Origin of the sequence: Exiguobacterium sp. s57 (assembly GCF_018617685.1) — a bacterium.
GTDB classification, from domain to species: Bacteria; Bacillota; Bacilli; order Exiguobacteriales; family Exiguobacteriaceae; genus Exiguobacterium; species Exiguobacterium marinum.
The window spans coordinates 55910-80361 of record NZ_JACSKR010000002.1 but is presented as its reverse complement, the minus strand read 5'-3'; the positions used below and the strand labels follow the sequence as shown (position 1 = coordinate 80361).

Genomic DNA, 24452 nt, shown 5'->3' with positions numbered 1-24452 from the left:
TTAAAGGATAGGCGTCTTTTTGTCGAGTGGAAGCATGATGGTGAAAGAAGTGCCCGATGCGTCAGACGTGACTGTCAATTCTCCGCCGTGACGGTTGACGATTTGGTCAGCGATGGCGAGTCCGAGTCCACTGCCACCGGTCTGTCGGGACCGTGATTTTTCCACACGATACAGGCGGTCAAAAATGTGAGGTAAATCTTTTTCAGGAATGCCTTTCCCATTGTCTGTAATGGTCAGGATCAGGTGAGTGTCCGTGACGTTTGAGCGTAGGGAGACATGAGAGGCCTCACTATGTTCAATCGCATTATGGGCGATGGAGCGGAAGACTTGGAGCATCCGGTGCCGATCCAATGTAAGAGGGATGTCTTGTTGTCCCGTGTTCGGTGCAGCATCGAAGTGAATCGTCGTCATCCGGAACATCGTATCGAGCATTCGACGTAAGTCCGCACAAAACGTCGTGACGGTCACTTCTTCTCGGTGCAACAAGAATGTGTTTTCATCGAGCTGTGCCAATTGAAACGCATTTTCGACGAGCTCTGTGAGCGACCGGCTCTCATCTAAAATCGTTTGAATCGACTGTTTGCGTAATGATTCGGGCGTGCTTTCTTTCGAAGCGATTTCGGCGTAACCCCTCAAGTAAGTGAGAGGGGTCTTGATTTCATGCGATAGGTCGGATAAAAACTGACGACGTTCCCGCCGTAGTCTTGATAGTTCCACTGACATCGATTCGATGGCACGCGCTAATTCACCGATTTCGTCGACACGATTCGTCGGTAACTGTAAATCGTCTGGGTTTGTCAATACGTTCTCCGTTGCTTGTTTCAATGATTGAATTGGTTTTGAAATCAATCGACTCAAGAGGATGAACGTCAAGACGGTCGTTACGAGCGCGATCGCCGTGATATATAGGAATCGCCACTGGAGCCGATGGCTAATTCCATGAATGATTTCGGTCGGTAAAAACATATAGACGTATCCATACCGTCTGTCGGTATCATCTGTGATTGGCGTACGAACGCTCAAATACGGTTCGTTTTCCCAGTCGTCCTCTAGGACAGTCGTGTCGTCGAAGGGACCAGTTTGTTTTTTAGAATCGACTGTATCGGCAAGGACTTGGGGAAAGAAGCGTGAAGTCTGAAGAAGATGATGCGTGGGATCAGTGATGGCGACTTTCGTATCGGTCTCACTTTCCATGGTCGCTACATGATCAATCGTCTCTTCGGAAAAATTCATTGCTAATACGCTCGCATGGCTCTCGGCCCGAGATTCGAGGCGATTGATTTCTTCTACAACGCGTTCGCCGAGAAGCGTGTGATAGAGGAGAAGAAACAACACACCTTCAATCAATAGGGTTGATAGGAGAAAGACGAGGCTGATGCGAAACGGTAGACTGTTACGACTTCGCTTCATCCGGAACGCTCCTCGGTCCATCGATATCCACGTCCCCATACCGTCTTTAAATAATCATCAATCGGAAATCCTGCATCTCCTAACTTTTCTCGAATCATACGAATATGCGCATCAACTGTGCGAGGGTCGGATTCTGCAGAGTAGGGCCAGACGAGATCAAATAAATCTAGGCGATTGAAGAGTCGATTCGGGTGCTGAAGGAACAGTTTCAAGATGGCCGTCGCTTTCGGTGTGAGGACAATCTCTTGTTCTTCATACAAAACGCGTCCGCTCTCCTCATCGTAACGAAGTGGTCCGTATTGGATGTTGACGACACGGGTCCGACGTAAGACGGCGCGAATACGGGCGAGGAGCACGTTCCCATCGAACGGTTTGGTGACGTAATCATCCGCTCCGGCATCTAATCCCTGGATGGTCGTTTCATTGTCTGAACGTGCCGTCAATAAGACGACAGGTAATGCCGGGTCCATCGTTTTTAACTGACGACAAAGTGAGATCCCATCTACTTCTGGCATCATAATATCTAAAAGGACGAGATCCGGACGCTCTTCGATTTTGTCGAGTGCGGAACGAGCATCGCTCGCCTCGATGCAAGAGTACCCGTCACCCTCAAGAAACAGACGAATCAAATGTCTCATCTTTTCTTCATCGTCTACAATGAGAATCTTCATCTTGTACTCCTCCTTTCTTTACTCCTATTATTATCGTTCCGCGTGCTTCGCGTGATTTCCTTCCGTGGCAAAAAGAGTCTGTAGTTGTTCACATGCGCGTGCGACGTCTCGACAGTAAATGACGGGCACTCTCGCGTCAATCGGGCGATCCGTGACAATGGCGACTGCCCCGTTCCGAATGGCTGCCTTCACTAAATCGACACCCCGTTCATTAATTGGACGTTTGCATACATATAAAAAAGTTTTTTTTGTTTTTTCTGGTGTCGTTCCGATGCCGCGAATCGCCATCTCTTCAGGACGGTCGAGATACGACCAAGATAAGACAGAATCCAGTGTTGCCAATACGTCACGTAACGTCAGCTCTTGCATTGTCGTTCCCCTTCTTTGCATAATCTCAATTTCACTAGTGTACCCGACGTTTGTGAAAAAGAAGTGAAAGTTTAGAAGAACACATCAAGCATAAGAATATTTAGGTTTGAGTTTAATACAGGTAGGTAAAACTATTTCTACACACATAACTTAAGAAAGGGTGAACGAAATGAAATCGTACGGTAAATTTGGAATTATGATTGCAGTCTCGACATTCCTGATGTATTGGCTCATGTATTTGAACGTCTTTCAAATCAATCATATCTTCTTTAGTCAGACCAGGTTATATATGGCACTCATCATGGGATCAGTCATGGCATTCGTCATGCTTCTTTTCATGTGGGGAATGTATAAGAATAAAACCCTTAACTTTATCATTCTAGGTGTCAGCGCCCTCGTCTTCAGTGCCTCACTCTGGCTCGTTAGGAGCCAGACGACCGTCGATGATGTCAGTTGGATGAAAGCGATGATCCCGCACCACTCGATTGCCATCTTGACAAGTGAACGCGCTGAAATTGAAGACCCGCGCGTCAAAGAACTGTCGGAAGAAATCATCAAGGCACAGCGCCGTGAAATCGAAGAGATGAAGCAGTTGATTAAAGATTTAGAGGATGAGGAAGAGAACGCAGAAGAGAATCAAGATTAACAGACATACACAGCCGATCGGCTGTGTATGTTTTTTGTCTTAAGGAAAAATAAGGGAATTAAGTTAGAATTTGTTTTCCTTTATTTGAAATATAAATGACATATTTGTCGGTTCGTTTTGGTGGTAAAATTTTTTCATCAAGATAATATAAAAAATAAAAAAATTTAAATACATAATTGAAAGGATTTACCATAACATGAAACGAAAGATGCTCTCCCTCTTCTGTGCAGTCTTACTCACCATGGTAATCTTCACTCCAGCCAGTACCCCTGCTGAAGCGGCGACCACGTATTATGTCAAAGTCACGACCAACAGTTTAAACGTCCGTTCGGGTCCGGGCACGACGTATAAGATTGTCGGTAGCGCGAAGTTGGGACAGTCGTTCAAATATCTCGGCGTGGGCGGGGGATGGACGAAAATCAATTTCAACGGGACATCCCGCTACGTATCGAGTACATATGTGAAGAAGTATAGTGTCTCCACGCTTTCAACGACATCGACTGCAAAAATGATCATCCCGACAAAAGGGACGTTGACACAAAAGTATGGTCCTGCGAGCGGGCAGTACGGTTATACGTTCCATAACGGCATCGACTTGGCTGCTCCAAGAGGAACACCGGTCGTGGCAGCCGCGTCTGGACAAGTCATTGTCTCCCGAAACTACGGGGCGTACGGGAATCACATCATGATGACCCATCAGTTAAATGGCCAAACCTACATCACGGTATACGCACACCTCGACCGCCTCCATGTCGTCAATGGACAGACGGTCACAAAAGGGGCGACAATCGGAGCCGTCGGAAATACCGGCAACTCGTTCGGGAACCATCTCCATTTCGAAGTACACCGGAACAGCTATGTATATAGCAGTTCAGCTCCTGCCAACAGTATCAATCCATATACGATGTTTTGACGCAAAAGCACGCGCTCCCCAATCGATGGGGGAGCGTGCTTTTTGGTTAGTGGATCGTTGTTCGTTTGTTTCGTCCGAATTGGTTGGCAACGATGAGGCTCGCGCCAAGAACGACACCGAACACTAATCCGAATAAGTTGTTGAAGAGTAAGATGAGGATGATCCCGAAGACGAGACCGATACTCATGAGGCCAATCCGATCAAACATAGTGAATCCCCTTTTCTGTAGTTGTGCACCTCAATGATTACCCGAGAATTTCAAAGAAAGAACACCGACGAAATGGATCGATTGATTCATTATACGTGTTTGGCCGAACTAGGTTTCGTTTTGTAGAAACTATAGAGAACGCTAATCAAGATGACGAGAACGATTGTTCCGAGCGACATCCAGATCGGCATCTTGTACACATCACCTAAAATCATCTTCGCCCCGATAAAGACGAGCATGAAACTGAGGCCGTGCTTCAAGTAATAGAAGCGATCGATCAAGTTGGCGAGAACGAAGTAGAGACTACGAAGTCCAAGAATCGCCATGATATTCGCATAGAAGATGATATACGGGTCACGCGAATACGCGAAGCTCGCGGCGACTGAATCGACAGCGAAGACGATATCCGACAACTCGATGAAAATGAGCGCGATGAAAAGCGGCGTGAAGAACAACTTCCCGTTGATGCGTTTCGTGAACTTTCCAGACGAGATGTCTTGTGTGATCGGAAGGCGTCGCTCGAGCCAACGAATCGTCTTGTTCTCCTCGAGCGACTCGTCTTTCCCGATATTTTTATACATCACCCAACCCGTATAGACGAGGAACGCTCCGAACACGTAGTAGACCCAACCGAAGTTTTCTAACAACGATACCCCAGCGACGATGAAGACGGCGCGGAAAAGAATCGCTCCGAGAATCCCCCAGAACAACACTTTGTGCTGATACTTGAGCGGGATGGCGAAATAGGCGAAAACGAGTGAGAAGACGAACACGTTATCGATCGCGAGTGCCTTCTCGATGAAATAGACGCTCGCATATTCCGTCGCGGCCGTACTGCCTTGCGTGTAGAATAACCATCCTCCAAAAACAAAAGCAAATCCAATCCAGACGAACGTCCATGTCCACGCCTCGCGGAGCGAGACTTCGTGTGCCTTGCGGTGAAACACCCCGAGGTCAAGCGCGAGCATAAAGATGACGATGAGTAAAAACCCGATAAGTAGGGTCAACAACAATTCCTCCTTTTAAGTTCATGCGAACCTTTATATCATTAATTTAAGTTCATATGAACTTGAAGTAAAGTGTTATTTTGTTATCGAGTTAATTGCATGTAGAGAACGGGAATATATTCTGAAGCATGAGAAAGGGGATGGCCGCATGAAATACTTAGTCACCGGAGCAACGGGTAAACTAGGTTCAAAAATTGTGGAGGAGCTACTCAAATCAATTGATACGAGTGATCTAGCTGTCAGTGTACGGAATCCAGAGAAAGCCGCTTCACTCAAAGAGCGCGGGGTCGATGTGCGACATGGTGACTTCGATCAGCCGGACACACTCGATGAAGCGTTCAAAGGTGTCGAGCGTCTGTTGATTATCTCGGCAGATGGTGATAACGACACGCGGATTCGTCAACATACGAACGCGGTCGAGGCGGCAAAACGGGCTGGTGTTTCATTCATCGCCTACACGAGTCTCGCCGATGCGACAGACAGTGAGAACTTGATGGCACCTCCACACGTCGTCACCGAGGAAGCAATCGTGGAATCAGGGATACCTTACGCGTTCTTACGGAACAACTGGTACTTAGAGAACGAGTTGTCGAGTATGCAAGCTGTACTTGATGGAGCCCCATGGATCACGGCGGCCCGGGACGGGAAAGTCGGTTGGGCACTGCAACAAGATTATGCAGAAGCTGCGGCGAATGTCCTGTTGAAAGAACAGCAGGAGAGTGCTGTCTATGAATTGTCTGGACCACTTCATACCCAGCAAGATCTTGTAGACGCACTCAGTGAAGTGTTAGGCCGTGAAGTGATGATGCAAGAGCTGAGCCTCGAGGCATACGAAGAGACGATGCGTGGGGCAGGGATGCCCGATGACCTGGTCGCACTTCTTGCTGGCATTCAACGAAGCATCCGTCAAGGAACGCTCGAGATTCACGAGAGCGACTTTGAACCGGTTCTCGGACGTCCGGTCACACCGCTTCAAGAAGGAATTCGTCAATTACTCGACCGATAATACAAATGCCCCCGACCGCTTGGTCGAGGGCATTTGTATTACGTGCGTGATGCGTGATCTTCGAGTTGTGTCGTCACATCTTCAAGTACGTTCGCCGTGATGGCAAGACGGTCTGACATCGAACTGAGCTCTTTTTGGACGGCGACCTGTTCTTCCGTTGCGGCGGCCACGTGATGAATCTGTTGTTGCAGTTCGCTTGAAGCGTGTTTCGTTGATTCGAGGCGTGTTTCAAGCGTCTCCATCTGCGTGGTCACGAGTTGTCTCGTTTCTTGAATCGACGCGATTTGTGCATCGATTTCTGACACGTCTTCAGTGAGGCGACCGAAGACGGCCGTCACGTCATTCGTGACGGTTTGACAGTTCTCTGTTGCTTGTTTGAAAAGGTGAGCCGATTTCGACACGACCGTCGTATCATCCATCAATCCACCGAGGACACGGGTCATCTCGGATGCGTATTCACGTGACTGGGCGGCGAGCTTCCCAACTTCAGAAGCGACGACGGCAAAGCCACGACCAGCTTCTCCGGCACGAGCCGCTTCAATGGATGCGTTCAATGCGAGCATATTCGTCTGTTCACTGATTGAGCCGACTTGCTGCAAGATGCCTTGGATTTCAGAGGAACGATTTATCATCGTTGCGACGATCTGCTTGAGTTGCTCGGATTCCGTGATGATTTCATGTACTTTTTCTTCCATGAGACGCATATCCGTATTCCCAGAGAGGGCGTCTTTGGCGATGCGGGAAGAGGCTGCTGCCGTTTGCGCCATCCGTTCCTGGATGAGTGCTGTCAGGGAACGAATCGATTGAATTTCATCAGCCCCTTGCACCATGGAAGCTTGTTGAGACGAGGCGTGCGCGACAATCGGGTCGACAGTGATGGCGATCTGTTCACCAGATTCAAGTGACTGGTTGGCAGCCGATTCGAGTTCTTCCGCGTGATTATTCAAAGACTGAACGAGGGAACTGACGTCTTGAATCGCTTGTCGCAATAACTGTCGCGTCTCCTGTTCGTGCGCCTCGACACGTTCCGTTTCCTTGTTGCGGAAATGAATCTGGGCGACGAGTACGGCACTGAGCAAAATCAAGTATACAGCGTGGACGAGCAATAAGCTAAACGGATAATCACTCGTCCCGCAGATGAGTGCCGGGAATAAAAAGTATCCCGCCAAATGTTGGACTGCGAAGATGCCTGCACTATATAAAATCAAGTCGATTCGACGCATGAACGACAAAATCGCCAAGACGACAAAAATCGAGAAGTGATATTCAACGAGTCCTTGTCCACCGGCTACCGTCGAGATGCTCGCGAAGGTGAGCGTGAGCATTATCCAATACGGGAACGTCTTACCTTCTCTTTTTAGGCTGACGAGCATCATTCCGAAGAAGATGAGTGGGAGTGCGAAGAGCACCCACGTCACACTTGAATACACATAGTCATCTGCGCCGTTTCGTAAAATCGTATACGTATAAGCAAATTCCGTGAAACGGTGAAGCACATGGACGACAACCGACGTCATTACAATCAATAACGTCGTCAACAACATCAACTGATTTCGTTTCGTAAAACTCATGTTTCTTTCCTCACATTCTCGTTTTCATTTGTTGTAGCTCTATACATATCGGAAGAAGTTCACAGAAGTTTATTCTATTTACACGTTCACGGCACAAAAAAAGAGCATGATGCTCCTTTTCATGAGTTTTCAATTCAACCCAAGCCACTTTTTAACAGGCTCACGGAAGATATATGTGACAACAATCAACCCGGTGAAGACGAGCGCGGCGATAAAAATCGTGGTGACACTACCTGAAGCGAGGCTTGCCCCAAGAAAACTATAAGCGAACGTCCCCGGAATCATGCCGAGCACGGTCGCCGGGACGAAGGCACGGAAACGGACGCGTGAGATTCCGCCGGCGTAGCTGAGTAAGTCAAAACTGACGAGGGGGATCAGTCGTAAGACGAACACATATAAGAAACCGCGGCGTACCATCTGGGTGAACAGCTTCTCCGACCACGGATAACGGTCAACATTGATAACCGAGCGGCCGAAAAAGCGCCCCATAACGTAACCGGTCGTCGCAGCAGCGGTCGCACCGATGATGATATAGAGGACTCCTGGCCATACGCCGAACGCGAGACCGGCTCCAAGTGACAGCACAGATGTCGGTAAAAAGGCGACCGGCCCGATGGCATAAAGAAAAATAAAGAAGAGTGGACCCCAAAATCCAAATGATAAGACGATGTCCCGGATGTCAGACGGACGCAACTCATAATGGAAATGAGTGATATAAAACAACGTGCCGAATACGAGTAAAAACAAAGTGATTTTTAGCCAACGTGGCATGAGGCGTCCCTCCTTTTTTCTAAGCATACCGTAAACTCAGCTCATGAAAGAATACGAATGTGCGAAAAAACCGAAGCGTTAGTCTCGGCTTCCTTCGTAGCGCTGAATCCATTCCTCAACAGTCATCTTCTCGACGAGTTCCCCGACCAAGTCAAACGGGATCCGTTTCACGTTATTGAAGCGAATACAGCTTTTGCCCATATCGAGCTTTGTCGGGACGCGATTCGCATACTCCTGTTTGAACCAAGCGAGCAATTCAGGATCGGAGTAAATGCCCATATGATAGAGTCCGATATGACGTTTTGAGCGATTACACTGATGAATGGTAAGGAAGTATGAGGTGTGACATGATACCCGGATGGATATGTGTCGAGTGGGACGACGTAATGAATCCCATGTCCATCGGTCGTCTTTTCAAACCCTTCTGGTAGATGCTCATCGATGACCTCAATCAGATGAATGAAAGAATCAAGTCGTGCCTCGTCCACGAGTGTCGTCACGTCCATCATGATTCGCCTCCTCGTAAGATCTTCTCCATTTTCTTGCCCCTCGCCAACTCATCGATGAGTTTATCCAAGTAACGAATCTCGCGCATGAGTGGCTCTTCGACGTTTTCGACACGTACACCACAAACGACGCCTTTGATGAGGGTACGGTCTTCATTTAGGTGTGGTGCCGAAGCGAAGAACGTATCGAAATCTACTTCGTCCGCAAGTTGACGCTCGAGTCCGGTCTCGTCATATCCCGTCAACCACTCGATGATCGAGTCGACCTCTTCCTTCGTTCGTCCTTTTCGTTCGGCTTTTTCGACGTAGTGTGGATAGACGCTCGCAAAGCTTGTCGTGTAGATGCGATGTGCCATGTGTCTCCCTCGTTTCGGTCATGTTTTCTTTATTTTCTCATATTTCGAGCGAAGCTGGTTACACCCATTCCAGAATTCCATTCAAAGCTTCATAGATTTCATCCGGCTCCACATCGAACGCTTCGAACGGCAACTCGTTTCGATTGATCCAGGCCGCATGGAAGCCGAAGTTTTTCGCCCCGGCGATGTCCCATCCGTTCGACGATAAGAAGAGCACCTCGTCACGACGAAGACCGGACGTCTTGAACCAATGCATATAGGCGGCTGGCGTTGGTTTTGGTTGTTTGATGCCGTCGACGCTGACGACTTCATCGAAATAGTCGGTAAGTCCGGCGTTTTGAAGCAATACCTCGAGCATCTCGTCTGTCCCGTTCGAAAGGATGACGGTCTTCACGTCATGCAGCTCTTTTAGGACCGACTCGACCTCCTCATACGGGGTGAGGTGCGCATACGATGCAATCAGATGTTGTTCGATTTCATCCGTCGCTTTTGCATCATGCACGTCGAGCGCGTAACGGAGTGCGTCCCGGGTCACTGTATCGAAATCTTCATACCGTCCCATCATGTGCCGCCAAAAGAAATACTCAAGTTGTTTCGTTCGCCACACTTGACTGATAGCTGCTCCTTTTTCAGGGAACTCTTGTTCACAGGCGTCCTTCACGGAATGGACGTCGAATAATGTGCCGTATACGTCAAAGACGATTGCTTTAATTGTGGGTTTCATCAAATTTCCTCCTAAAGGTCTTGTAGCGCCTGTTTCACTTTGTCTGCGTGAATGGATAGTCGCAGTCCTTTTTTGATATACCCTTCTTTCTTCAAGTTAGACATAATGACACTCGTCGTTTCACGTGTTGTCCCGACCATGGCGGCGATATCGGCATGAGTCAGTTTAATATTGATTGTCTGCCACTCTTTTTTCCGCTCGCCACTTTTCTCGCTCAATTTTAGGAGGAGATAAAGGATGCGGTATTTCACGTCGGTCAGGGCAATTTTTTCACTGAGCGCGTATACGTCTTTTAGTCGTTCGGAGAGGATGTTAATCAGTTTTAAGGCGATTTTTGGATTTTTCTCGATGAACTGTTCGAACTCTTCAACACTAATTGTGCACAAATATGTATCCGTCATCGCCTCGGCGTACAAGTCGTCATCGGTCAACGCTAGCGTCGCCGTTTCGCCGAAAATATTTCCGCTCGTCAAGATGTCTACAGTGAATTGTTTTCCGTGTTGATTCATTCGATAGAGGCGGACTTGTCCTTCTTTCAACAAGAAGAGTGCGGGAAACGGAGCGTCCGGTGCCACGATGATTTTCCCTTTTTTGACAGGACGCATCTGGCTCATCGCATCGATTACTTTTAATTCCTGCATCGGGAGCTCTTCGAAGAGACTGATGTGAGAGAGTAATGTTAATTTATCCATCTATGTCACTTCTTTCTTGTAATCTGTCTTACGGTTTAAATTCATTGTAAACGATAAAATAAAAAAAAGGGGGGAGCCTTATGATTCAACTTTATACCATTGACGGTTGTTCTCGTTCACACTTCGTCAAACACCGTTTACAACAGCTAGGTATTTCTTTCATCGAAAAAAATTTATTCGAGTACCCGTGCTATATCGAAGAACTTCGTAGTCTGACCCGTGAATTTGTGCTACCAACTCTCATTTATGAAACTCGGGTTTTCTCCGGAAAATTGCTGTGGGACAAGCTGGAGTCAATGAAATAAACAAAGAGGGAGCGAATGGCTCCCTTTTATTATGATGTGACGTATGCCGAAAGGAACTCGGTGACTTCTCCTGGTGTCTTTGCGTTTGCACTATGAAGATGTCCAATTTTTTCACCGTTTTTGTAAACGAGAAGGCTCGGAATCCCTATCACTTGTTCGCGTTCAGATAGGGTGGCTAATTCGTCTTTGTTCAAAGTATGCACCAGAACATCACCAAGTATCGATGTGATGTCTGGCATAAAGGCGTCTAGCCGTCTGCAGTCTGGACACCAGTCCGTATAGAACTTGACGATTGTGTACTGGTTAGATGAAATAAGTTGTTCGAATTGTTGCTCCGTTGTAATCTTCATGTGCTTTCCTCCATTAGCGCACGGCTGCTTTTGGTGCGACTTGTTTTTCGGTGCGTAATTTAAAAACGATGGCCAAGACAATTGAGAAGAAGAGATGTGTCCCGAGGTTCATTAGCTGATCAGGTGTAAATACATTCGCACGATTTGTCCCCATACCGATTATCTGCATAAATAGCCCGAACAAAATCCAGCCAATTACTCCACTGATAACGCTGTTGACCACATACCGTTTCATCTTCTTCATTTCGTCTGATTTGATAAGATAAGGGTATCGTGTATGATTCGATAATTCTGTAACCAGTCTTACAATCAAGAAAAAAATGACGCCATACTGGCGCCACTTTCTCATTTAAGATTTTTTTGAATATACTGGATAATTTTTCGGAGTTCAGTTGCGGTCGGTCTACCGAACGGGCTTGTCTGGATTTGTTGATACAACAATTGTCCGCTCTCATCAATGAGATAATAAGCAGGTTCTCCATGTTCGCCATGGTCGTGATATGGCGCATCGGCCCCATGGTAGTGCACGCCATAATTGAGGAGCGTATCGAGTGACTCATCTTGAAGGACAGGGAAATTAAGTGCGTTGTCGTCGACCATTTTTTTCAAATCTTTTATCTTATCGGTCGAAATCGTCACGAGACGAATGTCTTTATTTTGGAAATAGCCTTGTTGGCTTTCAAGTTCTTTTAAGTCTTGGACACAGACCGGACACCAGGCACCGCGGAAGAATATAATAAGATGCCATCCGTCGTGTTGCTCAATCGAGTCTGAAAGAGAGAATGTGTTTCCAGATACATCTGGTAAATTGAAGTCAGGGACCTTGTCGCGTAAATTTAAAAGTGTAGACAATGGTGTTCCTCCTCGCGTTTTAATTTTAGTGAGGTTTTTATCCTAACATGTCATGCTCAGTTTGTTTGTAAGCCAGCTAACAAGATAGGAGGAATTTAATGTACATCCCTAAACAGTATATCGCAAGTAACCAAAAAGACATCCATGCGTTTCTCCATGCCCATCCATTCGGTACCATCGTCACGCATGACGGGGACAAACCGATTGCGACGCACGTTCCTTTACGATTTGACGAGGTGAACGGTCAACTGACGACTCACGTGTCAAAAGCGAATCCACAGTGGCGAACGATTGAAGAACAGACGGTCCTCGTCATCTTCCAAGGACCGGACGCATACGTATCAGCATCCTGGTACGGGCACGAAGACGTATCGACTTGGAATTATCAAGCCGTACACGTGTATGGGCGTGCGACGATTCTCAATGAAAACGAGTTGGTTGAGGAACTAGCAGGATTACTTCACGAGCATGAAGGGGAACGTGAGCATGCAGTGCGTTGGGATACATTATCAGAACCGGTAAAGCGACAAATGCACGGTGTCGTCGGATTTCGGATTGAGATCACTGACGTGCAGGCGACGTTCAAATTAAGTCAAAATCGAAATGATATGGATCATGAACGGATTGTATCAGAGCTTGAAAAACAAGATGAACCGATTGCTGATGTCATGCGACGCCATCGGGAGTTGTAATCAACCTGTCCTAAAAAGACAGGTTTTTTCATATTTCTTTGCCGAATAGCGGTTGACATGACTTAGATGCACGTCTATACTCATAAATGATAATGATTATCAGTATCGACAAAATACAGAGAAGTTCGAAAAGGAGAAAATAACGTGAACAAGACAATGAAGAAGTGGTTACATATGTTCGTCTTCGCTTCGGCGTTTGCACTCATTTTAGCCGGTTGTGGTTCAGAAGAAGCTGAGAACGCTTCCACGAATGAAGGTACAGAGGAATCGGCAGAAGGTTATCCGATCACGATTGAGCATGCATTCGGTGAGACGGTCATCGAAGAAAAGCCAGAGCGTGTCGCTACGATTTCATGGGGGAACCATGACGTCGCACTTGCGCTCGACGTTGTACCGGTCGGACTCTCGGCTGCGAACTACGGTGTCCAAGATGACAGCGGCATGCTTCCATGGACAGCTGAGAAGTTGAAAGCGCTCGGGGAAGAGAACCCGAACATCTATCAAGATACAGATGGATTAGACTTTGAAGCAATTGCCGATTCAAATCCGGACGTCATCTTAGCGGCCTACTCAGGCATCACGCAAGAAGATTATGACACGCTCAGCCAAATCGCACCGGTCGTCGCTTACAAAGAGACACCTTGGGTCACATCATGGCAAGACATGGTTCGCTATGACTCACTCGCGATGGGACTTGGTGAAGAAGGCGAACAATTGATTAAAGACACGGAGCAGTTGATTACAGACAAGGCGACAGCCGTTTCTGAGATTGCCGGTAAAAAAGCCGCTTTCGTTTCGATGAGCGCGGAAGACCTTTCAAAATTCTATATTTACACAACGGGTGACCCTAGAGGTGCTTTCATTGAAGAGCTCGGTATGGAGTATCCACAAAACATTTTAGATGAAGCGGAAAAAGCAGATAGCTTCTATCTTGAACTCAGTAAAGAGAACGCCGACATCTTGAATGACGTCGACATCTTCGTCACTTACGGAAATGAAGACACGTTGAAGGCGCTTCAAGCAGACCCGCTCTACAGTAAAGTACCAGCCATCGAGCGTGGTTCGGTCGTCTTGATCGAAGACAACACACCACTCGCAGCGGCTGGAACACCGACGCCACTCTCAATCGAATATACGATTGATGAGTACGTCTCACGCGTATCGGATGCCCTTGCGAAAGTAAAATGATGCAATCACAAATCAAACAGATGCACACGCCAAAACACTTTCCACTTCTTCTCATCGGGACGCTCGTATTGACGGTGCTGTGCATTTTGGCATCCCTTGCCTTCGGCTCACGGACAGTCGGGTGGAATGAACTGCTGGACGGTTTATTTCGCCCGGCTGTTCAGTCGTATGAAGCGGACATCGTCCGAGAGCGGGTCGTCCGAACAATCTTCAGTTTCATGTGCGGGGCGGCACTCGGTGTGGCGGGGGCGCTCATGCAGTCTGTGACGCGTAACCCGATCGCTGACCCGAGCATTCTCGGGGTCAACACAGGAGCTGCGCTCGCCGTCGTCATCGGCATCGCGTTTTTTAACATCTCGACAGCGAGTGCGTTCATCTGGTTCGCGCTCGTCGGGGCGCTGTTGACGGCCATCTTCGTCTTTGGCATCGGTTCGCTCGGTCGAGGCGGGGCGACTCCGCTCAAACTCGTCTTGGCAGGTGCGGCGACGAGTGCGGCGTTATCATCACTCGTCATGGCACTCATGATCCCACGTTCGAACGTCATGGACCAGTTCCGTTTTTGGCAAGTCGGGAGTGTCGGTGCGGGAAACATCGATTCGATCTATACGTTTTTACCTTTCTTATTGATCGGTCTCGTGATCGCGGTCGTAACAGCGCCTTCCTTGAACGCGCTCGCGCTCGGGGAAGAGATGGCGAAAAGTCTCGGCGTTCGGACAGGGACGCTGAAACTGACCTCCTCGTTCGCAGGCGTCATTCTTTGCGGGGCGGCGACGGCGCTCGCCGGACCGATTGGGTTTATCGGACTTCTCGCCCCGCACTTGATTCGACTCGTGCTCGGTCCGGATCAGCGTTATCTCATGCCGATGTCTGCTCTAGCCGGTGCAATTATTCTGACCTTCTCAGACGTCATCGGACGTTTGCTCGGAAGCCCGGGGGAGCTCGAGGTCGGGATTGTGACGGCGTTCATCGGGGCTCCGATCTTGATTCTATTGACAATGAAAGTGAAAGTACGAGGACTATGATGCAACCAGCGATTGAACAAATCAGACAAGGACGGATGAAGCGTCGCCGTCGTTATGTTGGCATGACGCTTATCTTGACCGTCATCGCGATTTTATTGAGCGGGTTAATGCTCATGTTGGGTAATACGATTTATCCCGTTCAAGATGTCATCCGCGTCTTGCTCGGGGAAGACGTAAAAGGAGCGACGTTCGCCGTAGAGGTACTTCGTCTCCCGCGTATGCTCGCCGGCGTCTTCGCCGGAGCGGCATTCGGGGTCGCGGGAACGATTTTCCAAACGATGCTCCGTAACCCGCTCGCCAACCCGAACGTCATCGGGATCACAACCGGTTCGAGTGCGGCGGCTGTCTTCTGTATCGTCGTCCTTCAGTCGAGTGAGGCCATCATCTCGATTGCCTCGATTATCGGAGGGCTCGTCACCGTGCTCGTGATTTATTTTCTATCGAAAGGTGCCGCGTTTTCCATCGGTCGTCTCGTCTTGGTCGGGATTGGGATTCAGGCGATGCTGACAGCGGTCATCAATTACTTACTGCTCATCAGTCGACAAAACGATGTCGCGATGGCCATGCGGTGGTTGACAGGAAGTTTAAATGGGGCGAAACTTGAGGAGTTGCCGCCTTTAATCATAACAGTGCTCATCTGTTTACCGATTGTCCTGTTACTCACTCGTCAGCTCGAAATGCTCGAGCTCGGGGAGATGGCGGCGACAGGGCTCGGGATCAATACGAACCAGACCCGGTTGCTTCTCATCATTGCTGCAGTGTTCATGCTCGCGCTTGCGACGGCGACGACGGGCCCAATCGCCTTTATCGCCTTTTTGGCAGGGCCCATCGCGAAACGTCTCGTCGGAATGAACCATGCGGGAATCCTCCCAGCGGCGCTTGTCGGGATTATCTTAGTGCTCGCGGCTGACCTCGTCGGACAATTCGCCTTCATGGCACGTTATCCGGTCGGTGTCATCACCGGCATCATCGGCGCGCCTTATCTCTTATACTTGTTGATTCGGATGAACCAGAAAGGGGACTTCTAAATGGCATCCATTATGAAAGTGGAACATCTCACCTCAGGATACGAGGACAAGATGATTTTGAACGATATCAGCCTTGAAATTCCGAGCAATCAGATCAGCATCATCATCGGTGCGAACGGTTGCGGGAAGTCGACGCTACTGAAGACGATGGCACGCCTCATCAAACCGATTGCCGGTCAAGTGACGCTCTACGATAAACCGATCTCGAAGATGGCACCGAAAAAGCTAGCGCGTGTCCTCGGGATGTTGCCACAGTCCCCGGTCGTACCGGAAGGGATCACGGTCGCCGATCTCGTCGGTCGCGGTCGTTATCCGCATCAATCATTCTTGAAGGGATGGACGAAAGCCGATTACGAGGCTGTCGCTGAAGCGATGGAGATGATGAACATCACCGAGTTCGCGGACCGTCCGATTGATGAGTTGTCAGGCGGACAGCGTCAACGCGTCTGGATTGCGATGGCACTTGCCCAACAGACGGACGTCCTCTTTTTAGATGAACCGACGACATATCTCGATATCACGTACCAAGTCGAAATTCTCGATTTGTTGACGGATTTGAACCGGAAGTACGGGACGACGATCGTCATGGTGCTGCACGATATCAACTTGTCGGCGCGTTATGCGGACTATATCTTCGCACTCGATAAAGGGAAGTTGATTGCAGAAGGGAAGCCGTCGGACGTCATCACGTGTGATTTGATCCATCGGGTCTTCAACCTTCGCTGCTCGGTCATGTGTGACCCGGTATCCGGTTCACCTTCCGTCATTCCAATCGGTCGTCATCACGTGCAGACGGAAACGGAAGAGGCGGCTGTCGCGCAACTTGAGTTGGTATAAAGGGGAAACAGAGGGGAGAAGGAGCGAGAGTTCCTTCTTTTTTTGTTTGTTCATGAAAGCGTTTGTAAAAAGTCGTTGACTTCTCTTCGGGGTGGGTGTATGCTAAAAATCCTGCCTAAAAATGAGAGGCATGGGGACTGGCATCAGTTCATTCGATATTCGAGAGGAATGACTTAGATGAACCAACAACAATTAGTCGAACGCGCACGCCAATCGAAGGACAATGCGTATTCACCATATTCGAAGTTCCGCGTCGGCGCGGCACTTCTCATGAAGGACGGTACGGTCATCGACGGCGTCAACGTCGAGAACGTTTCGTTCGGAGCAACAAACTGTGCGGAGCGCACAGCCATCTTCACAGCAGTCGCTCAAGGATACAAAAAAGGTGACTTCGAAGCGGTTGCCGTGTCTGGTGACACGGAAGACTTCTTGCCACCTTGCAGCATCTGCCGCCAAGTCATGGTCGAGTTCGGCGATCCTGACTTCAAAGTACTCCTCACAAACGGCAACGCCGATGTGAAAGAAGTGACGCTCGGGGAGCTCGTTCCGCTCGCGTTCACAGATTTGGATATGTGATGTTGGACCCCTCAGGAATCTGAGGGGTTTTCTTATCCAAAAAAGCGAAAAAACAATCGTGAAATGGCCTGTATGACGTAAAGAAGAAGTTCTAAGAAATCGAGGGCTGCAATCCCATACGAGACGATCCCTCTTCCTCGCGGGAAGTGACCACTTTTCCACGAACTGGTCGCAATCGATCTTTCCATCGAATCGGTTCATAAAATAGCTTGTTAGAAATCATTTACCTGACGAGTAGTTCTAAAAATACTGAACGTCTATTCGAATCCGTAAAGCAGCTGGAATAGCATAAGTCTGTAGGTTAAATGTTGAAGTATATAAGTTAGCATTTTAAAACACCCAGTGAATCGTCGGATTCACTGGGTGTTTGTGGTTTCATGTCTCCGACCGGCTCGGATGATAAAACGATACTCTTCACTCTTGAAATAGGTTTCGGTGAACTCAAATCGACTACCGTCCATGAGAAATGAATAAAGTTCGACTTTTAGTATTGGCGTTCGATCGCTCACCTCAAGCATTTCAGCAATTTCTTTCGCCGGTAAGACCGGGATAAATTCTTGAACACTGTCGGCAATCTTCAAGTTCTTGACGTTTTCAATGTAATCGTACTTCGACCGTGTCATTACCTCGTACGTTAAATCCGGGAACAATTGGAGCGGAAGATACGTATCTTCGACAATGAGCGGCTCTCCGTTCGCAAAGCGTAGACGGCGAATGTAGTAGACGAGAGCATCTTCGTCGAGTTCGAGTATTTCCCTTATTTTTTCAGTCGGAGGTTGAACGGTGAAAGTGAGTACTTTACTCGTGACTTCCTTTCCTTCCCGTTTCATGTCCTCAGTGAAGCTTTTTAATTCGTACATATTATGTTCAATCTTTTCGGATTGTACATACGTGCCACTTCCTTGTCGTTTCCAAAGCAGACCTTCCTCTTGAAGTAGTTTGACGGCTTGTCGAACGGTCACTCGACTTACTTTGAATTCCTCGACGAGTTGTGCTTCTGTCGGAATCGCTTCACCGGGAACCCAATCGCCTGCCTCGATAAACGTGCGCATCTGTTGAGCAATCCGCTGGTATAGCGGAGATTTGGCTTTCATGTGGATAACCTCCTGATCTCATACATTCATTACTCATAGTATACAAAAATAAAACGTTTTCAAAAAGGTGTTGACGGTTTAAATAATATGTATTAAATTTGTATTGTAATCAATTAGATATGTATTGAAAGGGGAACGCACATATGAAAAAACCACAGCGTCTCGTCGTCGTCGGTGGAGGTAGTACGTACACAATCGGCATGATCATGAGTTTGATTGAGGAGAAAGCACACTTCCCACTTCGTTCCATCACGTTTTACGATACAGATGAATTACGTCAAGAACGTGTCGCGAAAGCGAGTGAAGTCATCTTGCGTGAGCATTATCCAGAACTTGAGTCGTTCGAATACACGACGGACAAAGAATATGCCTTCAAAGATAAGGATTTCTTCTTCGTTCAGATTCGGACAGGTGGCTTGGAGATGCGCGAAAAAGATGAACAGATTCCGCTTCGTCATGGCGTGGTGGGACAAGAAACGTGTGGACCGGGCGGAATGTCATACGGGATGCGCTCGATCGGAGATATGATTGAACTCATCTCTGACATTCGCGCCGGCTCACCGGATGGCTGGATCTTAAACTATACGAACCCTGCTGCGATTGTCGCCGAGGCGCTCAAACGTGCGTACCCGGACGATCAAAAAATATTAAATATTTGTGATATGCCGGCAGCAATTATGGTGAGCTATGCGAAAATTCTAGGTAAAGAGATTTGGGATCTCGTCCCGGAATATTTCGGACTGAATCACTTTGGCTGGTTTACAGGCATCTTTGATAAAGAAGGAAATGAATTAACGGAAGATATCAAACGTGCCATTTTAGAAGACGGCTTCATTCCAGAAGATTCAGAGATTGCGAATGATCCGTCGTGGATCAAGACGTTCAAGCAAGTCGAGAAGATGCTTACAGACTTCCCAGAGTACTTGCCGAACACGTACCTTCAATATTACTTGTATCCATCTGATATGGCAGAAAAAGAGGACGTCACGAACACACGGGCACGACAAGTGATCAACGGCCGTCAAGAACGTGTCTTCTCGATGTGTGACCAAATCATTGCGGACAACTCGCTCGAGAACGTCCACCTAGAAGTCGATATTCACGGTTGTTATATGATTCGAGTTGCGGCATCGTTAGCCTACAATAACGGTGATATTTTCATCGTCATGGTGAAAAATGACGGGATCATTTCGAACTTACCAGACGATGCGATGGTTGAAGTACCGGCGATGCTCACAAATCGTGGTCCAAAATCATTCGCAGTCGGGAAAATCCCACGTTTCTATAAAGGCATGATTGAAGGGCAACTAGCGTATGAACAACTCGTCGTCGATGCGTATTTTGAGAACAGCTACGAAAAAGCACTTCAAGCGCTCACGCTCAATCGTACAGTCGTCGATGCACCGGTGGCTCGTCGAATCTTAGATGATTTGATTGAAGAAAACAGAACGTACTGGCCAGAATTAAAATCGGGTGAGACAGTAGCGATGCGGTAACTAGAGAGGGGAGAAAATCCCCTTTCTCATTGTCTAGATTGATAACGCTTACAAGATGAGGAGTGAATCGAATGAGTCAATGGTTTGGAGTTTTTCAAAAGTTCGGGAAAGCGCTCATGGTACCGGTCGCTTTGTTGCCGGCTGCCGGAATTTTGCTAGGACTAGGTGCAGCACTCACAGGCCCTTTAGCAGATAGTTGGACTTTTTTACAGAACGGAACGGTAGAAGCAATCAGTGCTGGGATGTTACAAATCGGTCTAAGCATCTTTGCGAACTTACCAATCATTTTTGCCATCGGGGTCGCAGTTGGTTTGTCAGGGGGATCAGGGATTGCCGCACTCGCAGCACTCGTCGGATATGTCATTATGAATACGACAATCTCGATCTCACTCGGCATCACGGCAGAAATGGCTGCTGAGAGTGGGGAATACGGGATGTTACTTGGTATTCCTTCGCTTGAAACCGGTGTGCTCGGAGGGATTGCGGTCGGTTTGCTCGCAGTTTGGGTATATAAAAAGTTCCATACGTTCAATCCGCCAGAAGTCTTAGGTTTTTTTGCAGGTGATCGTTCTGTCGGGATTGTGATGGTCTTCTTCTCCATTTTACTTGGATTTGTCATGATGCTCATTTGGCCACCGATCCAATCGGCATTGACTTCAATGGCAAATGTCATCGCAAGTGATGCGACTAATCCTGCATACGTAGGGTTATATGGAATGTTGGAGCGGTTATTGATTCCGACAGGATTACATCATATTTGGTATGCCCCGTTCCTGTGGACATCTCTCGGTGGAACAGCAACGGTCGGTGATGCGGTAGTGAACGGTGATCAGTATATTTTCCTCGCCCAGATTGCTGAGGGTGTTGAAGTGACGTCGGGACGCTTCATGTCTGGTAAGTTCCCAATCATTATGTTTGGTTTACTCGGGGCGGCGCTCGCGATGTATCGTCAGGCTGATCCGGACAAACGCCCCGTTGTAAGAGGGTTGTTGATTGCCGCAGCCGGTACAGCCTTTTTAACAGGAATCACAGAACCGATTGAATTCACTTTCTTATTCGTGGCACCAATCCTGTATGTCATCCATAGCGTGTTGACGGGGATTTCCTTCGCGCTCATGTATGCGCTCGATACACATATCGGTTGGGCTGGAGGATCAGGGTTGATTGACTATATTTTAGTGAACGTCTTACCAGGAACACCGCGTTGGTGGATGAATATCGTCGTCGGCATTGGGTTCTTCATCGTTTACTATAGTATCTTTACATTCGCCATCAAGAAGTGGAACTTGGCGACACCTGGTCGAGGTGGACAAGAAGCGAAACTGTATACACGGAAAGATTACAATGATAAAAAGTCAGGTCAGTCAGCGATTCAAATGACAGCACTCGCGATTGAGGAGGCACTTGGGGGCCGAGAGAACATTCTCGATATCGACGCTTGCTTCACACGACTACGTGTTGAAGTGAGAGATGTCTCTCAAATCGATGAAGACGAATTAAAAGCACTTGGGGCGGCGGGAGTCGTCAAAGTGAAAAACAACATTCAAGCGATTTTTGGAGGTCGTTCTGACCTATACAAAAATGAATTGTTACGGATCCACAAGGAAATGGATGAAGCAAATTGACAAATGGCTCAACCTCAAAGGTTGGGCCATTTCAGTCTTTATACGTATAATGCGGCAAGGCGTTTTGTATGCTCCTTCATCATCTCCCGCAACGCACTCGGCGCTTTCACCTCAACTTCCGCTCCAGCCTTCAATAGCTGTCTCGACAAAAACGGCAGCTCTTCCTCAGGTACATCCCACTCATTCTTCTCCTCGATATCGGGTAATACATCTTCAAGTAAACGACGACCGAGTGGCGTCAGTTCGAGTTGAACGGTCACACCGCCCCGTTCGTCACTTGCCTGTAGTAATGTCACCAAGTCTTCGGATTCAAACGTTTCTTCCAGCAATTGTACCGCTTCGATGCGATCAACCCGATATTGACGGAGTCCTCGTTCGGAGAGCCCGAAGACGTACCACTTCAAGTCAAGGAGTGCCATGCCAATCGGTGCGATGGTGAACGTGCGTTGACCTTTCGTCGTTCGATACGTCACTTCAATCTGGTTTCTTTGTTCGACCGCCTGATAGATGTCTTTTGTGAACGGAGCCTTAGGAATCTGTTTGTTCCCGAGCCATAGGATGTTTCGTTCCAAGCGATGAATCTTCATCTCCAAGTCTTGCGGTAATTCGTTCGCGTACCAGTCGGACAGCGTATTTCTTATATCACCGAATGGCACGTCGGAGATTTGTTCCATCCATTTGAGCGTAAGGTAAAGGGCGACGGCTTCTTGTTCACGGAGGTGAAGGGGCGGCAACAAGCGATTTGGTAGCATCTCATAGCCACCACGAATCCCGGGCACACTCCAAATCGGATAACCGAGCTCTTCAAGTGACAACATATCCCGTTGAATCGTCCGGATGGAGGCGCCTGTCTCTTGAGACAGTTCTTCGGCGGTAAAACGTCGTCCACGATTGAGCAGCCGAATCAGTTGTAAATGTCTTTTTTTCATCATGACCATTCCCGTCATCTTTTGTCGTGTATTTTGTTTAAGCTGACTATATCACGAATCAAGGAGGAAGATACGATGTCGAATGTAGTGTTATATATTGCGATGAGTTTAGACGGAAAGATTGCCCGGTCGAACGACCAGCTTGATTGGTTGTTCGCGGTAGATGGGGACGGGGACAACGGCTATGCCGAATTTTTCAAAACGATTGGTGCCGTCATCATGGGACGGAAGACGTATGAGGAAGTACTGCAACTCTCAGAAAAATATCCGTATTCAAATATCCCGAACTATATTTTGACACGTCAGCTTGACCGTGAAGCCGAGCATGTCACATTCACGGACGAGCCAATCGAAGAACTCATCAATCGGTTGAAGCAAGAAGTCGATCAAGATATTTGGCTTATCGGTGGGGGTGAAGTCATCAAAGCGGCGATGGAACATGATTTGATTGACCGGTATGAGATTGCGATTGCGCCGATTGTGTTAGGAGAGGGGATACCGCTCTTCCCAGAAGGTACGGAAGAGACGAAACTTCAACTGACGAATCAGCGTGCATCCGGTCAATTTGTGATGGTGACATATCAAAACTAAATTTGAGTCGAGTCCAATCAAGGCTCGATTTTTTGGTGATATGTAGAATGATAATAATCGACTTACTTTGAATAAACAGGGAATTCATATCTTCGTCTCAATTGGTATTGCCAATGGGAAGAGGAAGTATCTTCATGAGATGTGTTTTTTACGAGAAGTTGGAGACACAAGGTGAATCACAGTCGTCTTTTCATTTATTCGAACAAAGACCTCCTTGAGTCAAAATAAGTGACCTATGTAACCGACCTAATCACACATCCGAGACACCGAGCTGATAAATCTGTTCATCCATCTCTGTCGTGAGATAAGTGAAGTTCAATTTTCTCAATAGCGCGATGGACGCCATGTTCTCCTCTAAGACACCGGCTTTGAACGCTTCCGCTCCTCGGTCGGCCAAGTAACGAATCAACTCCGACATCACCTCGAACGCATAGCCTTTTCGAGCGTGAGTGGGCGAAATCGTGTAACCGATCCAATATGTTGTACCTTCCTGCTGGATATACACATCCCCAATCAGTTCACCGGTCACTTGGTCGATGATGGCGAGTTGCGCGCCTTGAAGAAGTGATTGTTCGCCGAGTAGGGCGTTTTCGTATTCTACGTAGCTAAGTCCTTTGAATGACTGATGCTTCATCCAGTCCAAGTCGTTCCGATACGTCATGAACGATTCGATGTCTTGTCGTTCAAACGGACGGATGAGACAGCGGGTTGTCGTGAGTGTTATGGTCATATCATTCAAACCATCTTCTTTTCTTTTTTGAATAGACCGACCAATAGAAGCGCAAGACCACTAAAGAAAATCACAGGAAAAATGAACCACATGATTAGTGCGGCCCAACCGTTCTGCACACTTATTGCGTAGGAGAGTCCGATTGAAAAGGCCAAGGCTGGTGATATAGGAATCATGAGAGCGACTCCCCATATTTTAAATTTTGTGTTTCGTGCTTCGCCTGTACTGAACCAATACGCTACAAATGCTCCTAAACTTGCGATGAGATATCCGATTGCAATCGCCAT

General features: G+C 47.9%; 31 protein-coding genes. 13 read left to right on the top strand and 18 right to left on the bottom strand.

Features of this window, described 5'->3' with window-relative positions; genetic code table 11:
- The 3 genes from KNO98_RS06770 to KNO98_RS06760 are packed head-to-tail and all read right to left on the bottom strand — an operon-like array spanning window position 1 to window position 2450.
- On the bottom strand, window positions 1-1410 hold the full coding sequence (locus KNO98_RS06770) for a sensor histidine kinase (protein ID WP_214700104.1): 1410 nt from the start codon (window positions 1408-1410) through the stop codon (window positions 1-3).
- A complete protein-coding gene (locus KNO98_RS06765) occupies window positions 1407-2081 on the bottom strand; it encodes a response regulator transcription factor (RefSeq protein WP_026825147.1) in 675 nt (224 codons plus the stop codon). The genes KNO98_RS06770 and KNO98_RS06765 overlap by 4 nt, the downstream gene beginning before the upstream one ends.
- Window positions 2082-2111: 30 nt before the next feature.
- Complete coding sequence (locus tag KNO98_RS06760) at window positions 2112-2450, bottom strand: hypothetical protein (protein ID WP_026825148.1); 339 nt, start codon at window positions 2448-2450, stop codon at window positions 2112-2114.
- Between the two features lie 169 nt (window positions 2451-2619).
- On the opposite strand from KNO98_RS06760, the gene KNO98_RS06755 reads away from it, so the two are divergent.
- Both KNO98_RS06755 and KNO98_RS06750 read left to right on the top strand, forming a co-directional pair.
- Window positions 2620-3096, top strand: a complete 477-nt coding sequence (locus tag KNO98_RS06755; protein WP_026825149.1) for a DUF305 domain-containing protein — start codon at window positions 2620-2622, stop codon at window positions 3094-3096.
- 196 nt (window positions 3097-3292) lie between these two features.
- Complete coding sequence (locus tag KNO98_RS06750) at window positions 3293-4009, top strand: peptidoglycan DD-metalloendopeptidase family protein (protein ID WP_214700101.1); 717 nt, start codon at window positions 3293-3295, stop codon at window positions 4007-4009.
- A gap of 46 nt (window positions 4010-4055) precedes the next feature.
- On the opposite strand, the gene KNO98_RS06745 is transcribed toward KNO98_RS06750, so the two are convergent.
- Both KNO98_RS06745 and KNO98_RS06740 read right to left on the bottom strand, forming a co-directional pair.
- The gene (locus KNO98_RS06745) at window positions 4056-4217 is read right to left on the bottom strand and encodes a hypothetical protein (RefSeq protein ID WP_214700099.1); all 162 of its coding nucleotides are present in this window, start codon (window positions 4215-4217) and stop codon (window positions 4056-4058) included.
- Window positions 4218-4306: 89 nt separating this feature from the next.
- Complete coding sequence (locus KNO98_RS06740) at window positions 4307-5224, bottom strand: TerC family protein (RefSeq protein ID WP_214700097.1); 918 nt, start codon at window positions 5222-5224, stop codon at window positions 4307-4309.
- Window positions 5225-5372: 148 nt separating this feature from the next.
- On the opposite strand from KNO98_RS06740, the gene KNO98_RS06735 reads away from it, so the two are divergent.
- Window positions 5373-6230, top strand: coding sequence for an SDR family oxidoreductase (locus KNO98_RS06735; protein ID WP_214700095.1), 858 nt, complete (start codon window positions 5373-5375; stop codon window positions 6228-6230).
- A gap of 38 nt (window positions 6231-6268) precedes the next feature.
- On the opposite strand, the gene KNO98_RS06730 is transcribed toward KNO98_RS06735, so the two are convergent.
- The 6 genes from KNO98_RS06730 to KNO98_RS06705 form a co-directional block, all read right to left on the bottom strand.
- A complete protein-coding gene (locus tag KNO98_RS06730; RefSeq protein WP_214700093.1) occupies window positions 6269-7801 on the bottom strand; it encodes a methyl-accepting chemotaxis protein in 1533 nt (510 codons plus the stop codon).
- 129 nt (window positions 7802-7930) lie between these two features.
- Window positions 7931-8572, bottom strand: a complete 642-nt coding sequence (locus KNO98_RS06725; RefSeq protein WP_214700091.1) for a TVP38/TMEM64 family protein — start codon at window positions 8570-8572, stop codon at window positions 7931-7933.
- Window positions 8573-8650: 78 nt separating this feature from the next.
- Window positions 8651-8851: a DUF1801 domain-containing protein gene (locus KNO98_RS14820; RefSeq protein WP_371742763.1), complete on the bottom strand. Its 201-nt coding sequence runs from the start codon at window positions 8849-8851 to the stop codon at window positions 8651-8653.
- A 226-nt stretch (window positions 8852-9077) separates the two neighbouring features.
- Window positions 9078-9434, bottom strand: a complete 357-nt coding sequence (locus KNO98_RS06715; protein ID WP_214700089.1) for a DUF2200 domain-containing protein — start codon at window positions 9432-9434, stop codon at window positions 9078-9080.
- Between the two features lie 58 nt (window positions 9435-9492).
- Window positions 9493-10158, bottom strand: coding sequence for a haloacid dehalogenase type II (locus tag KNO98_RS06710; RefSeq protein WP_214700087.1), 666 nt, complete (start codon window positions 10156-10158; stop codon window positions 9493-9495).
- Between the two features lie 11 nt (window positions 10159-10169).
- Window positions 10170-10850, bottom strand: coding sequence for a Crp/Fnr family transcriptional regulator (locus KNO98_RS06705; protein WP_214700085.1), 681 nt, complete (start codon window positions 10848-10850; stop codon window positions 10170-10172).
- An 80-nt stretch (window positions 10851-10930) separates the two neighbouring features.
- Here KNO98_RS06705 and KNO98_RS06700 point away from each other — a divergent pair, with 80 nt between their 5' ends.
- Window positions 10931-11155 (top strand): glutaredoxin domain-containing protein, encoded by a 225-nt coding sequence (locus KNO98_RS06700; protein WP_214700083.1) that lies wholly within the window; start codon window positions 10931-10933, stop codon window positions 11153-11155.
- A 29-nt stretch (window positions 11156-11184) separates the two neighbouring features.
- On the opposite strand, the gene KNO98_RS06695 is transcribed toward KNO98_RS06700, so the two are convergent.
- From KNO98_RS06695 to KNO98_RS06685, 3 genes are all read right to left on the bottom strand, one after another.
- The gene (locus tag KNO98_RS06695) at window positions 11185-11586 is read right to left on the bottom strand and encodes a thioredoxin family protein (RefSeq protein ID WP_214700081.1); all 402 of its coding nucleotides are present in this window, start codon (window positions 11584-11586) and stop codon (window positions 11185-11187) included.
- Window positions 11519-11740, bottom strand: coding sequence for a hypothetical protein (locus tag KNO98_RS06690; protein ID WP_214700079.1), 222 nt, complete (start codon window positions 11738-11740; stop codon window positions 11519-11521). Before KNO98_RS06690 ends, KNO98_RS06695 begins: the two co-directional genes overlap by 68 nt.
- Window positions 11741-11850: 110 nt before the next feature.
- On the bottom strand, window positions 11851-12357 hold the full coding sequence (locus KNO98_RS06685; protein ID WP_214700077.1) for a peroxiredoxin family protein: 507 nt from the start codon (window positions 12355-12357) through the stop codon (window positions 11851-11853).
- Window positions 12358-12455: 98 nt separating this feature from the next.
- On the opposite strand from KNO98_RS06685, the gene KNO98_RS06680 reads away from it, so the two are divergent.
- The 6 genes from KNO98_RS06680 to KNO98_RS06655 all read left to right on the top strand — a co-directional run bounded on the left by KNO98_RS06680 (window position 12456) and on the right by KNO98_RS06655 (window position 17700).
- Window positions 12456-13049, top strand: coding sequence for an FMN-binding negative transcriptional regulator (locus KNO98_RS06680; RefSeq protein WP_214700075.1), 594 nt, complete (start codon window positions 12456-12458; stop codon window positions 13047-13049).
- 156 nt (window positions 13050-13205) lie between these two features.
- Window positions 13206-14237 carry an iron-siderophore ABC transporter substrate-binding protein gene (locus KNO98_RS06675; RefSeq protein WP_214700458.1) on the top strand — a complete coding sequence of 344 codons (1032 nt, stop codon included), beginning with the start codon at window positions 13206-13208 and terminating at the stop codon, window positions 14235-14237.
- A complete protein-coding gene (locus tag KNO98_RS06670) occupies window positions 14234-15259 on the top strand; it encodes a FecCD family ABC transporter permease (protein WP_214700073.1) in 1026 nt (341 codons plus the stop codon). The genes KNO98_RS06675 and KNO98_RS06670 overlap by 4 nt, the downstream gene beginning before the upstream one ends.
- Window positions 15259-16287 (top strand): FecCD family ABC transporter permease, encoded by a 1029-nt coding sequence (locus KNO98_RS06665; RefSeq protein ID WP_371742761.1) that lies wholly within the window; start codon window positions 15259-15261, stop codon window positions 16285-16287. Before KNO98_RS06670 ends, KNO98_RS06665 begins: the two co-directional genes overlap by 1 nt.
- Window positions 16288-17124 carry an ABC transporter ATP-binding protein gene (locus KNO98_RS06660; RefSeq protein ID WP_214700069.1) on the top strand — a complete coding sequence of 279 codons (837 nt, stop codon included), beginning with the start codon at window positions 16288-16290 and terminating at the stop codon, window positions 17122-17124.
- Between the two features lie 177 nt (window positions 17125-17301).
- Window positions 17302-17700, top strand: a complete 399-nt coding sequence (locus KNO98_RS06655) for a cytidine deaminase (protein WP_214700067.1) — start codon at window positions 17302-17304, stop codon at window positions 17698-17700.
- A 356-nt stretch (window positions 17701-18056) separates the two neighbouring features.
- Here the strand turns inward: KNO98_RS06655 and KNO98_RS06650 are convergent, their stop codons facing one another.
- A complete protein-coding gene (locus KNO98_RS06650; RefSeq protein ID WP_214700065.1) occupies window positions 18057-18794 on the bottom strand; it encodes a GntR family transcriptional regulator in 738 nt (245 codons plus the stop codon).
- Window positions 18795-18937: 143 nt separating this feature from the next.
- Here KNO98_RS06650 and KNO98_RS06645 point away from each other — a divergent pair, with 143 nt between their 5' ends.
- Both KNO98_RS06645 and KNO98_RS06640 read left to right on the top strand, forming a co-directional pair.
- Window positions 18938-20290: a 6-phospho-alpha-glucosidase gene (locus KNO98_RS06645; RefSeq protein ID WP_214700063.1), complete on the top strand. Its 1353-nt coding sequence runs from the start codon at window positions 18938-18940 to the stop codon at window positions 20288-20290.
- A gap of 71 nt (window positions 20291-20361) precedes the next feature.
- Window positions 20362-21915, top strand: a complete 1554-nt coding sequence (locus KNO98_RS06640; protein WP_214700061.1) for a PTS transporter subunit EIIC — start codon at window positions 20362-20364, stop codon at window positions 21913-21915.
- A gap of 38 nt (window positions 21916-21953) precedes the next feature.
- On the opposite strand, the gene KNO98_RS06635 is transcribed toward KNO98_RS06640, so the two are convergent.
- Window positions 21954-22844: a helix-turn-helix transcriptional regulator gene (locus KNO98_RS06635; protein WP_214700059.1), complete on the bottom strand. Its 891-nt coding sequence runs from the start codon at window positions 22842-22844 to the stop codon at window positions 21954-21956.
- A 75-nt stretch (window positions 22845-22919) separates the two neighbouring features.
- Between KNO98_RS06635 and KNO98_RS06630 the strand changes: the two genes are divergently transcribed.
- The gene (locus tag KNO98_RS06630; RefSeq protein WP_214700057.1) at window positions 22920-23435 is read left to right on the top strand and encodes a dihydrofolate reductase family protein; all 516 of its coding nucleotides are present in this window, start codon (window positions 22920-22922) and stop codon (window positions 23433-23435) included.
- Window positions 23436-23685: 250 nt separating this feature from the next.
- On the opposite strand, the gene KNO98_RS06625 is transcribed toward KNO98_RS06630, so the two are convergent.
- Both KNO98_RS06625 and KNO98_RS06620 read right to left on the bottom strand, forming a co-directional pair.
- Window positions 23686-24165: a GNAT family N-acetyltransferase gene (locus tag KNO98_RS06625; RefSeq protein WP_251129513.1), complete on the bottom strand. Its 480-nt coding sequence runs from the start codon at window positions 24163-24165 to the stop codon at window positions 23686-23688.
- A 5-nt stretch (window positions 24166-24170) separates the two neighbouring features.
- Window positions 24171-24452: a hypothetical protein gene (locus KNO98_RS06620; RefSeq protein ID WP_026825168.1), complete on the bottom strand. Its 282-nt coding sequence runs from the start codon at window positions 24450-24452 to the stop codon at window positions 24171-24173.